The sequence below is a fragment of the Ferrimonas aestuarii genome (assembly GCF_005116665.1).
Lineage (GTDB): Bacteria > Pseudomonadota > Gammaproteobacteria > Enterobacterales > Shewanellaceae > Ferrimonas > Ferrimonas aestuarii.
The window spans coordinates 413,312-428,846 of record NZ_SWCJ01000002.1; the positions used below are offsets into that span (position 1 = coordinate 413,312).

The 15,535-nt window shown below is 54.0% G+C and carries 10 protein-coding genes; 4 read left to right on the forward strand and 6 right to left on the reverse strand.

Annotation, left to right across the window (positions count from 1 at the left end):
* Nucleotides 1-25 precede the first annotated feature (25 nt).
* The 3 genes from recD to recC are packed head-to-tail and all read right to left on the reverse strand — an operon-like array spanning nt 26 to nt 9,450.
* Nucleotides 26-2,170, reverse strand: a complete 2,145-nt coding sequence (gene recD / locus FCL42_RS04740) for an exodeoxyribonuclease V subunit alpha (RefSeq protein WP_136862229.1) — start codon at nt 2,168-2,170, stop codon at nt 26-28.
* Nucleotides 2,167-5,958, reverse strand: a complete 3,792-nt coding sequence (gene recB / locus FCL42_RS04745; RefSeq protein ID WP_136862230.1) for an exodeoxyribonuclease V subunit beta — start codon at nt 5,956-5,958, stop codon at nt 2,167-2,169. The genes recD and recB overlap by 4 nt, the downstream gene beginning before the upstream one ends.
* A 3-nt stretch (nt 5,959-5,961) precedes the next feature.
* The gene (gene recC, locus FCL42_RS04750; RefSeq protein ID WP_136862231.1) at nt 5,962-9,450 is read right to left on the reverse strand and encodes an exodeoxyribonuclease V subunit gamma; all 3,489 of its coding nucleotides are present in this window, start codon (nt 9,448-9,450) and stop codon (nt 5,962-5,964) included.
* Between the two features lie 182 nt (nt 9,451-9,632).
* Here recC and FCL42_RS04755 point away from each other — a divergent pair, with 182 nt between their 5' ends.
* Nucleotides 9,633-10,292: a glutathione S-transferase gene (locus FCL42_RS04755; RefSeq protein ID WP_136862232.1), complete on the forward strand. Its 660-nt coding sequence runs from the start codon at nt 9,633-9,635 to the stop codon at nt 10,290-10,292.
* Here FCL42_RS04755 and FCL42_RS04760 read toward each other — a convergent pair.
* Complete coding sequence (locus FCL42_RS04760) at nt 10,261-10,566, reverse strand: hypothetical protein (protein WP_136862233.1); 306 nt, start codon at nt 10,564-10,566, stop codon at nt 10,261-10,263. The two genes, FCL42_RS04755 and FCL42_RS04760, sit on opposite strands and share 32 nt — an antisense overlap.
* Nucleotides 10,567-10,818: 252 nt before the next feature.
* Between FCL42_RS04760 and FCL42_RS04765 the strand changes: the two genes are divergently transcribed.
* Genes FCL42_RS04765 through FCL42_RS04775 form a run of 3 tightly spaced genes read left to right on the forward strand, consistent with a single transcriptional unit; the run spans nt 10,819 to nt 13,887 of the window.
* The gene (locus FCL42_RS04765; RefSeq protein ID WP_136862234.1) at nt 10,819-11,673 is read left to right on the forward strand and encodes a putative selenate ABC transporter substrate-binding protein; all 855 of its coding nucleotides are present in this window, start codon (nt 10,819-10,821) and stop codon (nt 11,671-11,673) included.
* A gap of 7 nt (nt 11,674-11,680) precedes the next feature.
* Entirely contained in the window at nt 11,681-12,403 is a 723-nt protein-coding gene (locus tag FCL42_RS04770) for an ATP-binding cassette domain-containing protein (RefSeq protein WP_205729222.1), read from the forward strand.
* Complete coding sequence (locus tag FCL42_RS04775) at nt 12,400-13,887, forward strand: PhnE/PtxC family ABC transporter permease (RefSeq protein ID WP_136862235.1); 1,488 nt, start codon at nt 12,400-12,402, stop codon at nt 13,885-13,887. The genes FCL42_RS04770 and FCL42_RS04775 overlap by 4 nt, the downstream gene beginning before the upstream one ends.
* 172 nt (nt 13,888-14,059) lie before the next feature.
* Here the strand turns inward: FCL42_RS04775 and FCL42_RS04780 are convergent, their stop codons facing one another.
* Nucleotides 14,060-14,722, reverse strand: a complete 663-nt coding sequence (locus FCL42_RS04780; protein WP_136862236.1) for a CatB-related O-acetyltransferase — start codon at nt 14,720-14,722, stop codon at nt 14,060-14,062.
* Nucleotides 14,723-14,918: 196 nt separating this feature from the next.
* Nucleotides 14,919-15,392, reverse strand: coding sequence for an OsmC family protein (locus FCL42_RS04785; RefSeq protein WP_136862237.1), 474 nt, complete (start codon nt 15,390-15,392; stop codon nt 14,919-14,921).
* Nucleotides 15,393-15,535: the final 143 nt, after the last annotated feature.

Sequence of the window (15,535 nt, forward strand, 5' to 3'; positions counted from 1 at the left end):
CGATTATATTTGCCCAAGTCGCAGCCTAGACCTGTGGCTTTCGAAGACGTTGACCAAGACCTGAAGATCGGAAAGTTCGCCGCTTAATCATGGTGTTAACCAGAGAGGGCCTTGGCATCAGCAGCGTAAACCAATGCCTGGCTCGAGTAATGCCGGTGTAGAGCAGTTCCCGAGTGAGGACAGGGTTGTCCGCTGGCGGCAGCACCATGGCCGTGTGGGCAAACTCCGAGCCTTGAGACTTGTGAACCGTCATGGCAAACACCGTTTCTACGTCACTCAATCGAGAGGGCATCACCAGTTTGATGCCGCCGTCGATGGTTAAAAACGCCACCTTCAAACGGCGCTCTCCCTGCTCATCAAATACCGGCAGACAGATCCCCACGTCGCCATTCATCAGCTTCAGCCCGTAGTCGTTACGAGTAACAATCACCGGCCGGCCTGAATACCAACCTTGAGTCTGCTCAATCAGCCCTTGCGATCTGAGGGCTTCGGCCACCCGTCGATTTAGCCCCTGAACGCCATACTCACCTTCTCGAACCGCACACAGCAACTGAAACTGGGCAAACGCGGTGTGAAGCTTATGAATTAGCTGGTCTTGTTGCTCGAGTAGCGACTGCCAACCAGTGGCGGAATCGCCAATGGACTGAGCTTGCTCCGCCAGCTTAGCCAAGCCTTGATGCATTTGGCTTAGGTAGTTGCCATAACCTTGGGGTAGCCCCTGTTTTTGTGACCGGACATCATTATCGTCACCAACGACGCAAAGACGCTCAAGATTTCGGTCCTGTTCATCGATGAGCACCCGCGTCCCCAGATCGGCGCTGGGCTGACTTAGATGCTGTTTTACCGCCGCGATATTGCCGTCGTTAACCGCTTTGGCGAGCCGTCCAATGCCGCTATTGGCATCGAAGCGGTGGCTGTGGCGAAGCACCACCACCTGCTGATCCAGCTCGGTGCCCTCACCGGCATAGTCCCGCAGATCAATGCCCGTTTGTTGTTGGACATAAGCCAGCGTCTGAGGATTGTAATTGCCACCATCGGCGTACTGGCACAGATCGCCCAAAACCGCCCCCGCCTCCACCGACGCCAGCTGATCTTTATCTCCCAGCAGTATCAGTCGCCCATGCTCTGGCAGCGCCGATAACAGCTGCGCCATCATCTCCAGATCCACCATGGAAGCTTCATCCACCACCAGCAGATCCAGGTGCAAAGGGTTACCACTGTGGTGTTTGAAGCGGCGACTGTTGTGCCGAGTTCCCAATAGGCGATGCAGGGTACTCACCTCCGTAGGAATGGTGTCGATAAGCTCTGGAGGAAGCTGATCCCGCGCTCCGGCGAGAGATTCCGATAACCGCGCTGCCGCTTTGCCCGTGGGCGCCGCCAACTTAATTCGTAATCGGCCACCGCCATCGGAATTGATCGCTTGGTTTTGCAGCAATGCCAGCAGACGCACCACCGTGGTGGTTTTGCCAGTACCCGGTCCACCGGAGATCACCGTAAAACCGCTACGACTGGCCAGCGCCGCTGCCACCGATTGCCAATGCACCTGTTCACCACTGCGCTCCGCATCGGACTTAAGGCTGGCGAAGAGTGCATCCAGACTCTGCCGTTGCTGCTGCGGTGGCGTGACGGTGGTATTCAGGCGCTGATGAATCAATGCGGACACCTGGCACTCATAATCAAAATAGCGCCGCAAATAGAGCCGGCCTTGACTTAACACCAGCGGAGCATTGCGTCGCTGCGAATTGGGGTCGTTAAACGCATCGACGCCATCATTTTCCTCAACCTCGACCAGTGGCGAGGCCTTAAGGCGCGCCAACAGAGTTGGCAGTTGCCACTGAGGCCGACTCGCGGGCATCAACTGCGATGGCAAAGGTAAATCATCGTGACGCCGCCCTTCCGGCGGCAAGGCCAGCAGCTGTTCTGGGGATTCCAGCAACATGGCAAGATCTAAGCACAGGTGTCCACGGCCCAATTGATGACTGCCCCACACCGCCATCAGCAGCACACTGCCACAAGTATTTGGGTAGTGCTGTTGTAAAAACTTGGCAAAAGCCAGATCCAATGGACGCAACCAGCCTTGGGTTTCATAGGCCTTGAGCACCTCTGACAACGGCGCTTTGTGGCTTACTGATTTAAGCCCTTCGTCGGTGATAGAAATGGATTGGCTCATGCGCCCTCCCCTAAAAACAGCTTATCCATGGCGAGGATCAGTGCCTCATCGGGCAATAACGCGATGACGCCGTTGCCTTCGTGGCTCATGACGCCATCTTCATTTTCTTCATGAAAACTCTCACCCATCCCCCTTAAAAACAGATAGACGCCACCGCCGACATGTTGCTGATAGCAATAGTTGTCAATGCGGCTTTTAAGCAGGCGGTGCAGAGCTAAAGTGTACAGCGCTAGCTGCAGTTCATAACGGTGAGACAGCATCGCTTCCTGCATCGCGGCTAAGGTATAACTGCTGGCATCTGGACCTAAGTAATTGGACTTATAATCGGCGACAAAGTACTGCCCCTCATACTCAAACGTTAGATCAATGAAGCCTTTGATCATGCCATTGAGCTGTTGGGGGTTGAGCTTAGGCCTAGGCATATTAGGCCAGATCCCTTGAGTCACCAGGCGATCAAGCTCCGCCGCCTGCATCTTATTGGACGCAAACCAAAACTCCATCTCCGCCACCACGGTAGACAGCTCGTGTAAACTGACCGTTTTGTAACCTGCTGGCAGTTTCATAGGCTGCTTTAACGCCTTAAGGGTCCAATCGCACAGCACCGATTCCCAGCCCTCAAATCCACGCTGCTGACAGCGAAGGGTTACCTCCTCCAGCAGCCCATCGACAGTTTCACCGCACACGCTGCCAAAGCCGCCGGGTTGCTCCGCCACCCACTCCAGTAGATCGTGCAAGAACGTACCGGGCACCGCGCCCTTAGGAAAACCATGAATCGTATTGGCATCGGGCTCGATTTCGACTTCAGCGGCGTGCTCTTGCATCAACTCGGCGATACGGCTTTGGCTGGCATCACCACTGGTGTCACCATCATCATGATGATGACTCATGCCATGAAGCAGCGCCGAATAGGAGCCCACACGCCAACCTTGAGGCACCCGATGCGCGCAGGCACGAGCCCGCAGCATTTGATGATTGAGCTCAGGCTCACTCCAGCTTTCATCGGTGGCCTCAGGCAACGTGCTCAGCTCGGTTTGCAAAGCAGACTCCGAAACCAAGGCTTGCAGTGCCGGCCTGACTTCACTGACCCCAAGAGCAGTGCCACCACTTAACAGATGCCCAAGACCACTTAAGTGCAGATCCGGTTCGCCTCGCTTGCCGGTTTTGGCCAGTTTCACCGCAGCAAGACCAAGGTAACAGGCAAACACCGGCCGAGTAATGGCCACGTACAACAGGCGCAGATCCTCCGCCAAACGCTCAAATTCCGCTTGGTCTAACACCTCTTGGCTTGGGTTAAAGGCCACCGCACTGTTGCCTTCGGCATCTCGATAGCTGATTAACCCATCCCGGGCGCTGGCCTGACGAAAACCTAAGATGAAAGGTAAAAACACCAGCGGATACTCCAAACCTTTGGATTTGTGGATGGTCACCACCTGTACCAGTTCGGCATCGCTCTCAAGGCGCAAAATTTGGTCATCATCGCCACTGCCGGTCTCGATCATCTCGGTTAACAGTCGCAGCAGTGCCAGTTCCCCCTCTAAGGTAGCCGAAGCCCCTTGAAGCAGCTCGGCTAGGTGCAGCAGATTGGTCAATGAGCGCTCCTGCCCCTGAGCCATAAATCGCCTCGGTACCTGGTAGTCGCTCAGCAGTTGGCGCAGCATCGGCATCACCCCTTGACGCTGCCACAGATTCAAATATTCGCGAAAAGCCTCCACACAGGCGTCCCAGCGCTGCTCATCCTGATTTAACCCATCCAGAGTTGCCCAGCTTACCCCCAATGTATGGGTTGCCAACGCCGCGCGAATGGCCCGCTCGTCACCGGGCATGGCCACGGCAGTCAAAATCAAGCGAAGATCCTCGGCTTCGCCGCTGGCGTACACCGAGTCTTTGTCAGACAGATAGACGCTTCGAATCCCCCGCTCACTCATGGCGGTGCGAATGGCGTTGGCCTCATTAAAGTCTCGCACCAAGATGGCGATGTCTGCCGCTTTCAGTGGTGTTAAGCTGCCCGCATCGTCACCCGTTTGCGTCTCAAACCCGGCCTTGCCGTTATCGCTTAAATTCAGCAAACGACTGATCTCACTGGCGGCGGCCTCGGCTTGGCGGGCTAAGTAGTTGCCTTTGTTGATCACCTCGTCGGTGTCGTCAAACCACAAATTGAGCGCGGGCACGGTGTTACCATCACAGACAAAGGCCTGTTTGCGGCCATTGGCATCCACACTGACAAAGGGGATCTCGTCGCCGAACAGGAACGGGCCTTGGTCGTTGCCCGCAGCCAGCTCAAACACCGAGTTCGCCGCTGCCACCATCTCGGTGGTGGAACGGTAGTTCTTCGTCAGGGTGTAGTGGCGACCCGCGGTGTCTCGTCTGGCTTGCAGATAGGTGTGAATGTCCGCCCCGCGAAAGGCGTAGATCGCCTGTTTGGGATCGCCAATCATCAACAGCGACGCCTGTGGCTGGTTCAGATACAGTCTTTGAAACAGTCGATACTGCACCGGATCGGTATCCTGAAACTCATCGATGAGGGCCACCGGAAACTGAGCGCGAATGCGCTCCGCCAGCACTTCGCCAGCGTGGCTTTGACCGGTTAACGCCGCTTGGGAATTCTCTTTGTCGTCATAAGACGGCTCAGCGCCGTTCTCTAGGGCCGAATCTAGGTGGCGCATCAGATCATCAAAGCCCAATATCGCCAGCTTACGTTTTTCCGACTCCATCCGCTCACTGACCCAGTTGGCGGCGTGGCTGAGTAGATTCTTTTTCAGATCGAGCTTGTTAAGCCCATCCACCAGACGGGTCATGGCAGCAAACGCGGGATTGTCGTCTACGGATTTGCCCTTGTTACAGGCCGACACAATGCCGTCGTGGGTAAAGTATTTGCAGGCGTTTGAGGGCTTACCGGCGCCGTTAACGGGCAGCGGCTGATGTTCGTTGTCGAGCCAGCGCTGCATCTCTTCAAGCAGCACCGGTTTGATCTTGGCCTTTGACACCACTTTATTGGCGATGGCGCTGAGGATAAGCTCCTGTACCCTCTCCCACTCCATGCGCCAAGTGGATTTCACCTCCTCCACCAAAATCTGCTGTTTGCGCAGCAGTTCAGCCGGTTCGATGGCGTCAAGGCGACGACCAATCAGAGGCCGAATGGCCCCAGACAGCACTTCAGGGTTTGCATACAGAGCCACAATGGGACGCAACATGGCGCTGGAGAGCGGGTAGAACTGGCTGCGCCAATAATCGCGCACCGCCTCCTGCCTCACCTCGGACAGATCGGTCTCCAGCTGCAGGTTAAACAGCGAACCCGAATCAAAGGCGTGCTCTCGCAGCATCCGCTGGCACCAACTGTGGATGGTGTGAATGGCACTGAGATCCATCATCTGCGCCGCCAGTTCCAGCTTAAGGGCACAGCTGCCGTGTTGATCGTCGCGATAACTTTTCCTCAAGCTCTCAAGGAAAGGATCGCCACTTGAGTTTTCACCACGAAAATAGCGAGCGCCCTCCACCAATCGGGCTCGAATGCGATCCCGAAGCTCTTCGGTGGCGGCATTGGTGAAGGTCACCACCAGAATCTCCGGCGGCATCAATCCCCCTTTCGGGTGGCTGGCCTCGCCGCCATGGCCGAGCACCAAACGCAGGTAGAGTGCGGCAATGGTGTAGGTCTTACCGGTACCGGCACTGGCTTCAATGAGGCGAGTTCCTGACAGTGGAAAGGTGATCGGGTTCAGCTGAATAACGGCGCGGCTCTCTTCAGGGCCTTGGTCATGGCTTTGGTCGATGCTTGGATCTTTAACGGTCATGGCTTAGGCTTCCACCGATTCAAACTGGGTTAACAGCGGTAAGTAAAGGGCTTGAGCTAGGGCGACAAAACGGCTCGGCTCCATAAGCTCAAACTGAGGGAATTGGCGCGCGAGATAGGGGCTGTATCCCAGATCGCCACCGCCAAAAAAGCTGGGTTCATACGCGGCTTTGGCTTTGCTGAACGCCGCTTCATCAACGTCACTCCCCCCTTCGGACTTCTCATCAGCCGAGTCTTCTGCCGCCTGTTTGAGATAGGCAAAGGCAGCCCGAGGCGCCACCGACAATGGCGCCGCCATGCCCTGCTGATAGATAAGCAGCAGCGCCGTTAATCGAGCCTGCGCTTCAGATGGCGACATCGGCAATAACTGCCACACGCCGTCGCTAGCAATAAGAAAACTGGTGAACTGATGACCCATGGCACTGGCCGCAAGGTGCGATAGGTAGAGCTTGGCGCCATGGAGCGGGTTCTTTAAGCCACTGCCCTCGGCCACCTTGCCGGGACGGGCCTGAAACTGCACCCAATTGCCGGCCTTGTCTTGATAAAGCTGGCCCAGCCAATCTTCAAACTGAACCTCGCCACTGCTGAATTTGAGCTCCAGTGAACCAGCCACCGGCGTCAACTCGCCAAGCAGCGACTGCTGATTTTCAAACAGGCTTTTCACGGTCGCCGACAGCTCCTCGCTGCTGAGCTCAGCAAAGCCCTTCATCGGCAACTGACCACGGCCAATCTGCTTGTGACGCTGCGCACTTAACAGGTTGTCGACGTCGGTGCTGTTGGCCGTGTTTAGGGTTTCAAACAGCTCATGCTGTAGCCCAAAGCGCTCCAACGCCGACAGGCCGAAGGGCTCCACATCGACGCTGGCCTCAATTTCGTGACCAAACCAGACACCAAGACGCTGAGTCATGAAACAGCGAACCGGATCCCGCAGCAGATCATTAAGCTCAGCCAGCCCTAACGGGCTTTGGGGTTGCCATTGAGGCAGCGAGGTATCGTTATCCATTTCCATTGGCGCAGTTGGTCCGTGGACTTGACACCACTCACCACTGTAGGAGAACAGCTTGCTGTCACTGCCGTCGAAATAGCGGTGAGAAAACGGCTGCAGCGGGTGCACCGTGGTGATGGCGTCAAGCAGTGAGCTGGCCCCATCCTTAGTGGATTCAATGCTAAATCCAGATTCGATGTAATCTCGAAGCTGCCCCACCAACACCGACGGCGTACGCTCACTGTTGTCGCGCACGTTGCGACCCACGTAACTAATGTACAGTTGCTGCTGGGCGGCCAGCAGCGCCTCCAAAAACAGGTAACGATCGTCCTCGCGGCGACTGCGATCTCCGGGTCGATATTGACCGGACAGTGACATCAGATCGAAATCCAGCGGCGGCCGGCTTCGAGGGTAATCACCATCGTTCATCCCCAGTAGACAGACCTGCTCAAAGGGAATTGCCCGCATCGGCATCAAGGTACAGAAGTTAACCTTACCGGCCAAAAAGCGCTGAGACACCCCTTCTTCACCGAAAGGAGCCAAAGCCACTTCCCGCACCACCGTAATTGGCAGCGGCTCGTCCACGCCCGCCTGCTCGCAATCTTGCTGCCATTTGGCCATCTCGTCCCCAAGACGCTGCAGCAGCATGGTGTCATTCTCATCTTGAGGCAGGAATAGGTTCTCCACCAGTTGCCGCAGCAAGGCCAGCCACTGAGTTGGCGGGTGGGAGGCCGACAACTGATGCCAGAAATGATCCAGCTCATCGATAAGTAGGCACAGCTTGCCCACCAATGCCGCATCCAATCCGCCCACTTCATCAAGGGGCTCGATGCCCTGCCAAGCCTCACCTTGGCCGACGGCGTACCCCAGCAGCATCCGTTTTAGGCCAAAGCGCCAGGTGTTTTGGTCAAGCTCTCCTGGCAATGCCAGGCTTTCTCGTTGATTTGCGTCAAGGCCCCAGCGAATGCCGGCTTGCTCGACCCAAACGGCCAGCAGCTCCAACTGAGTGTCATCGATGCCAAATTTGGCGCGCAATGCGGGTACCGCCAACAGTTCCAGTAGCTCCGATACCCCAAATCGCCACTGAGGCAGGTGCATCAGTTTCTCAAGCGCCAACACCAACACCTGATGGCCACGCTCTGGCCGATCGGCAATGGTAAAGGGGATATGGCGAGGGTCTTGACGATCCAACTGACCAAATACCGCCTCAATATGGGGCGCATAGAGGTCCACATCCGGCATCATCACCAGCACATCCGATGGAGTGAGCTCTGGGTTGGCCTCAAATCTCGCCAGCAGTTGGTCGAACAACACCTCCACTTCCCGTTGGCGGCTGTGGGCCAGATGAAACACCACGGATTCATCCGCCGCCACCGTTTTGGGTGTGTTGGCCACAGGTTCTAAATCAAAGATCCCCTGCTGAATCTGCTGCAATAAGCTTGGCTCACCACGCTCAGGCAGCGGGCTGTCCCAGATGTCGATGCTAGTAAAGTAATCACGATATTGATCCGGCTCATCGATGCCATAGAGCATGCCGATGTAATCCCGCCCCTGTTTGCCCCACGAGGCCAACAACGGGTTGGCATGCTGATGCATCGCTTCCAAGGACAACACCTCAGGGGCGCCCGGCTTACGCTGATGACGAGAGCGGGCGAGCTCTCGGCGCAGCAGCTCCCGGTCTTCGACAATGTCGGCCCAGAAATGCTGACAGGGGTTTTGCACGCACAGCAAAATTTGGCAGTGCTTCGCCAGTGCCTTTAACGCCTCCACCGCTTGCTGCGGCAAGGCGCTGATACCAAATACCAAGATGCGTCTGGGCAGGCCGGCTGGTCTGGACTCCGCCTGCTCCAAATGCACCAGAAAATCTTGATGCAATTTCGCCCTGCTGGTGCCCTGCCACTGCGGCGGCATGTCAGCGATGATGGCCCGCCACAACTCGCTTTGCCACAACTGATCTTCACCCAGAGGCACCAGTTCACCCTTGCCATTGATGATGTCGTCTTTGCCACGTGCCCAGCGGTCTAGCCACTCGGCGCGGTACACCTGGTATTGATCCAGCAGATCCGCCAGCGTTTCCGCCAGTTGATCCCGTTTTCGTAGATCGTCGTCATCCTGTAAAAACCGCTTCAACGACACGAATCGAGGCTGTGCGAGCAGAGTGGGCAACAACTTTAGCAGTCGCCAACGTAGCTTGGGTTTGTCAAAAGGGGAGTCTTTCGGCACCGCCTGCTCACCGAGCACGGTTCGATAGGCGTTCCACATAAATCGTGACGGCAACTGCATCTGCTGCGCGGCTGCAATGCCGATTCCAGAGTTCGGTCGTTTCCCTTCATCCTCAGCAAATGCCAGCTTTAGCCACTGAGCCATGCCGTTACTCTGTACCAGGAACATCTCCTGCTCCAGCGGATTTAAGGGGTTTTGCTTTACCCAGGCCACCAAAAGCTCCCGCAGGGGGGCCATCTTGTTGGCGTGAATGATCGATAAACCTGGGGTTAGCGGCGTTGACATAACCAGCTCCAAAATCGTTGACTGGGTTCATGATAACCACAAAGCATTCAAGGGGCTATGGCATAAAACATGGTTGGATATTAAGGCAGCACTTAACGCGCTTATGCTGAAAAGCTGGTAAGGTTACGGCAATAGGATGACGGTGCGGTTGCGCCACCAACGACGTTTTAAAGGAATAAACCATGTCTTTGCCCATACTCTACAGTTTTCGCCGCTGCCCCTATGCCATGCGAGCGCGCTGGGCCTTGGCTTACTGTCACCTTGACTACGAACTTCGAGAGGTAGTGCTCAAAGACAAACCCCAAGAGATGCTGGACCTATCCCCAAAAGGTACGGTGCCTGTGATGGTAGAGGATGGCCATGTGATTGAAGAGAGCCTTGAGATCATGCTGTGGGCTACCGATAACACTGACACCAACTGGCTTACACCCGCGCAGCGTCATGAACATTTGGCATTGATCGAACATAATGATCGCCACTTTAAGCCCTGGTTAGACAAGTACAAATACGCCGATCGCCACCCAGAACACAGCGAGCTCTATTATCGTCAACAGGGTGAGCACTGGTTATTGCAGCTGGAAGCGCGTCTTCAGCAGCAGCCATTTTTAGCTGGCGATCAGTTCGGCTTTTTGGATGCCGCCATCGCGCCATTTATTCGCCAGTTCGCCCATGTGGACAAAGCTTGGTTTGACGATGCCCCCTACCCTAATCTGAGAGCGTGGCTGAACGCTCGGCTTAACTCCGAACTGTTTAAGGGCATTATGAGCAAATACCCCGCCTATCAGCGGGGTCAAGATGTGGTGCAAGTGGTTAACGCCACACAAACGCATTGCACTTTTTAAGGGTGCCAAGATCGTTACTTGCCCACTTTTTGTGTTGGTTAACCGCCGCATTAAACATTGCTGGTTGTTTGCGCCAATCGCGACGGATGTCATCAGCTAGGTTATCCATGCGTTTGGCCTTCAGAGGCTTATTGCCAATCTTATAGATCCCCTCACAGCGCTCAGCAGCGGCAACAACACGGGCGTCACGGTTCATATCGCCTTGGTGAGCAAAAGCAGCACAGGAAGCGGTAATAAGCAGAGCCACCAAAGTGACGTTTAAGGTGTACATCATGTTTCTATTCTCGAATCAGGAAGTTGAACCGATACTCCCGCACCTTAGAATTTAGTGCAATGAAATCACCACTTTAATGGCACTAAATAAGAGGCAACTATCATATTGATACTATTGAACAACATATTCCAACTAAGCGCACAAATTTCCATTTTTGTGGTTATTTTAGTTAACAGCATTAACAAAGCTGGGTACACTGAGCGCCCACAAATCCTTTATTAAGCAGCTATTGAACCTGCTTGGGAGCAAACAATGAACAAACGCCTCGCCAGCGCCATTTTCGGTGCTCTAATGGTGCTGCCTGTCAGCGCTCAAACCTTTACTTTCACCGCCATTCCCGATCAAGACGAAAGCAAACTGCGTACCCGCTTCGAGCAGGTTGCGACGCATCTGTCAGATCAGTTGGGAGTTGATGTCAAATTTGTCCCAGTAAAATCCTACGCCGCGGCCATTACCGCGTTTCGTAACGACGAGGTTCAACTGGCTTGGTTTGGTGGCCTTTCCGGAGTGCAGGCTCGAGCTCGAGTTCCAGGCAGTGTGGCCATCGCTCAAGGCTATGAAGATCAGTTCTTTAAGTCTTACTTTATTGCTCACCAAAGCACTGGCCTCACCTCTGGTGACAGCCTCAGTGACGCACTGAAAGGAAAAACCTTCACCTTCGGCTCAAAAGGTTCCACGTCTGGTCGCCTAATGCCAGAGTTTTACCTACGAGAGCAGTTCCAGCAAGCGCCAAACAAAACCTTTAAAAAGGTGGGATTCTCCGGTGACCACAGCCGCACCATCGCTTTGGTGCAGGCGGGCAGCTACCAAGTTGGTGCCGTAAACTACAAGGTATGGGAATCGGAACTGGCGGCGGGCAAAATTGATACCGACAAGGTCAGCGTAATTTGGGAAACCCCAACGTACCCAGATTACCACTGGACCATTCGCGGCGACGTTGACCAGCGCTTCGGCGACGGCTTTACCCAGAAAGTGACCGACACGCTGCTGAACATGAAACAGCCACAACTGCTGAATGCGTTTCCCCGTAGCAGCTTTGTACCGGCTTCCAATGATGACTATGGCCCAATCAAAGCCACGGCCAAATCCATTGGTCTGATGGACTAAGCCAATCATGCTGGCAAAAACCATGGCGTTATCTTTGGATAACGCCAGCTTGCGTGTTGGCGATAAGTGGTTGATTGAGCCGTTATCACTCACCATCAATCACGGCGAACGAGTGGCGCTCATCGGCGAAAGTGGCGCTGGCAAGTCGTCTCTGCTGTCGCTACTTCGGCAAGCCCACGAATCTCAGGTGGCTTGGTGTCCTCAAGCGCCAGCATTGGTACCCATGCTGAGTCTGTATAACAACGTGTATATGGGTCAGCTTCACCAACGCCCATTGTGGAAAAACCTGGTGAACCTGTTCAAACCTGCCGCCAACGACTGGCAACAGGTGCTTAAGCTTGCCACCGACTTGGGGTTAACTCAGCCGGACAATCATCGCTTAACCCAATCGGCTGAGCGCTTCTCCGGTGGCGAGCAGCAGCGCATCGGCATTGCCCGAGCCCTATTTCAAAAACGGCCTATTTTCTTAGGAGACGAGCCTGTTTCCGCTGTGGATGAAAAGCACGCCAAGCAGTTACTGAGCCAGATCGCCTTGGCTCATGACACCGTGGTGGTGGCGCTGCACGACGTTGAACTTGCCACCCAGTGCTGCGATCGCATCATCGGCTTAAAACAGGGCAAAGTGGTGCTCGATTGCCCGAGTACCGAACTCAGCGCCCAACAGTTGTATAGCCTTTACCCTAGCCATCAACACCGCTCAGACAGCCCTATATTCGAGTCCGTACAATGAACAACCGAGCCGGCCAATTTCGGCAGGTTAGCCTCTTAATCGCCCTAGTCGCACTTCTCTGTATTCCGTTTGCGGATCTGAGTATCACCCAGCTGTCGCCACAGCAGGAGCTGCTGGAGTTAGCCAAAGGGGCAATCACGCCGGACTTTTTTGCTACTGAGTTTCTCATAGAGGCAATACTCACCACCGTGGCCTTTGCCTTTGAAGGCATAGGTTTGGCGGTCATTACCGGCTTTGCCATGGCACTGCTGTATCAATGGCGCAGTGTGCGTATGGTGGCCGCACTGCTCCGTTCAGTGCACGAACTGTTTTGGGCCCTGCTGTTTATGCAGGTACTGGGGCTATCGAGCCTAACTGGGGTGCTTGCCTTGTGGCTTCCCTACACCGGCATCTTTGCCAAGGTGTTTGGAGAAATTCTTGAACAAGTGGACCCTGCCACAACGGCGGCCTTGCCACGCCAAGCCGGTTTTTCCCATAAGATCAGTCAATTGATCTATGCTCGCTTGCCTCAAGCTTGGCCACATATCACCAGTTACACCCGCTATCGATTAGAGTGCGCAATGCGCTCCTCCATTGTGCTGGGATTTGTGGGGCTGCCGACGCTGGGCTATCACCTCGAAACGGCATTTCGTCAGGGAAACTACAGTGAAGCGGCGGCGCTGCTTTATCTGTTCTACCTGCTGATTGTAACCCTGCCGCTGTGGTTTAAGCAGCGCGCTTTCCCACTCTACGTAATTGGGGCGATGGTCTATCTGCCTCCGGTTGCCAACATCAACACCACGTTGTTCATTAATTTCTTCACGGTGGATCTCATTCCAGGACCTATGCGTCAACCGGATTGGTCCATGATGGATTTAGGCAACTGGCTGGGAATGCTATGGCAGCAGCAGATTGGCCCCGGGCTATGGGATACCTTGGTGTTAAGCCAAATCGCACTGCTGCTGACCGCGGTACTGGCACTGATATGGTTTCCCCTTCGAACCCCAGCGCTGCTGCCAAAGGGGTTAACCCGAGTTGGCAATCTGTTTTTGGTGGTGGGCCGCTCGACTCCAGAGTTTGTGCTGGCGTTCGTGGGTCTGTTGGTGTTTGGGCCAAGTATGTTGCCGGCCATTTTGGCTCTGGGGATTCACAATGGTGCCATCATCGGTCATCTGGTTGGCGGCTATGTGCAATCTCTGCCCCTTAGGGAAGATGACCAACCAAACGGCTTCAGTAAGTTGGCATTGTATCTCTATCAATTGCTGCCACGCGCTTACCCGCAGTTTATCAGTTGGCTGCTGTACCGCTGGGAGATCATTCAGCGTGAAACCGCCATCTTGGGCATTCTGGGGATCTCAACGCTTGGGTTTTACATCGACTCAGCATTTGAGGAGCTCAGGTTTGACCGAGCGATGGTGTTGATTGCTGCCACTGCCCTACTGAACCTTGTGGTGGACGCGACTGCCAGAGCCTTGAGGCGGCGGCTTAATCCACAAACCACTTAAAACACAATCGCCTCCTGGTTATGACTAACCAGGAGGCGATTTTTGCATTGTTGATGAGGAACGCGACTAATTTCCGCAATCGATTGCCGCGCCTGATTGCCAAAGCCGAATAACACCAGTGCAATTGATAACCAGCGTTCAAAGAAACTCAACCACTCTCGGTCATGAGGTATCAGCCACCAAACTCGGTTTCGTTGCCCAACTGCACATGGTCATAATCCGATATCGCCTGTTTTAACTTCGAAATGTCGGAACCACACAGGTGGCGCTTCACCGCGTTAAATTTATCCTGAGGCCAATCGTAAATGTGCAGTTTCAACAGCTCGTCAATAATCTCAGGTTCAAATCGATGTTTAATCACCGTCGCGGGTGAGCCCGCAACAACCGCATACGGTGGCACATCTTTGGTCACTACGCTATTGGCAGCGATAATGGCGCCCTCGCCAATGGACACTCCGGGCATGATCATCGCCCTCATTCCCAACCACGCGCCATCGCCAATATGAGTGTCGCCTTTCCCCACATAGGCCTCGTCGATGTATTCCATAAAAGGGTACAAACAAAACCAATCGGCCCTGTGAGTATGATTTCCTCCCATTAGAATCACCACTTCAGCGCCGATGCAGACATAATCACCAATATAGAGTTTGTCGATATCCCAACGGGGTTGCCAATCTCGACTTATTTTGTCCCCATGTAGATAACGAACAACCGACTCTTCAAACCCGCCATCCCAGCAATCACTGTAATAGCTATGTTGCCCTTTAATGATAATATTGCTGTTGGTAACAACTTCATGCAACAGCTGATATTTTGACCAGTGCTTTTCATTCATGCGATAGCAAAGCCAACGGCTTTATTCCTTTCCGAACTCAGTGGCATCCATCAATACAGAAAAGCATCAACAACTGCAATATAGGTGAGTCATTGACATCATTAACTGATATAAACCGTGCATTTGAAACCAGAAAATCTGTCACGGTCATTCGTTGGCGGAATTCCGTCTCCCCCAGCGACATCGGGTCAATAACCTAATTATTTTCACCAATTTCGGTAATCACCTTAGTGTTAACAGAATTAGCAATAAAGCAGTGCTCATGGGCCAAGTGATGCATCTTTTCCAGCTGATCCCGAGATGGAATTCGTTCCCCAATAAACTGAGTATTAGGACGAAGTATCACTTTAGTCACCGCGATTCGACCCTGCGTGTTTTTACCTAACGTGCCGATGGCATTGTCAGTATATCGGTCCACCAAGTAGTTTTTCTTTGCCGCAATAGAGAGAAAAACCAGCATATGACAACTGGATAAAGAGGCAATAAAGGCTTCTTCCGGATCAACAAATTGTTCGACTGAGAGCGGTACTGGGACAACCAATGGCGATGGTGAGGCGGCAACCTCGGTGCCACCATCAAATTTCCACAGGTGAGCACGACTGTATTGATGATCGACAAACGCCTCTCCCTGATTTCGCAGCCATTCAACCGTGACTCCGTGTTCTGACATTCCAGCTCCAAAATCTGCCTTTACGAACCAGTAAGTTAGCATCTAATCAGGCTAACACGTCAACACACCAACCAAGATTACAATCCCCATGTAATCATGAAGGCATTAGTTTAAGGAAAATGACCGCACATGAGTGTTGCCCT

Bases quoted from the DNA above. Each gene is read 5' to 3' on its own strand.
- recD (WP_136862229.1), bottom strand. From the start codon at position 2,170: ATGAGCCAATCCATTTCTATCACCGACGAAGGGCTTAAATCAGTAAGC.
- FCL42_RS04770 (WP_205729222.1), top strand. From the start codon at position 11,681: ATGCTGGCAAAAACCATGGCGTTATCTTTGGATAACGCCAGCTTGCGT.
- FCL42_RS04755 (WP_136862232.1), top strand. From the start codon at position 9,633: ATGTCTTTGCCCATACTCTACAGTTTTCGCCGCTGCCCCTATGCCATG.
- FCL42_RS04780 (WP_136862236.1), bottom strand. From the start codon at position 14,722: ATGAATGAAAAGCACTGGTCAAAATATCAGCTGTTGCATGAAGTTGTT.
- FCL42_RS04760 (WP_136862233.1), bottom strand. From the start codon at position 10,566: ATGATGTACACCTTAAACGTCACTTTGGTGGCTCTGCTTATTACCGCT.
- FCL42_RS04785 (WP_136862237.1), bottom strand. From the start codon at position 15,392: ATGTCAGAACACGGAGTCACGGTTGAATGGCTGCGAAATCAGGGAGAG.
- FCL42_RS04775 (WP_136862235.1), top strand. From the start codon at position 12,400: ATGAACAACCGAGCCGGCCAATTTCGGCAGGTTAGCCTCTTAATCGCC.
- FCL42_RS04765 (WP_136862234.1), top strand. From the start codon at position 10,819: ATGAACAAACGCCTCGCCAGCGCCATTTTCGGTGCTCTAATGGTGCTG.
- recB (WP_136862230.1), bottom strand. From the start codon at position 5,958: ATGACCGTTAAAGATCCAAGCATCGACCAAAGCCATGACCAAGGCCCT.
- recC (WP_136862231.1), bottom strand. From the start codon at position 9,450: ATGTCAACGCCGCTAACCCCAGGTTTATCGATCATTCACGCCAACAAG.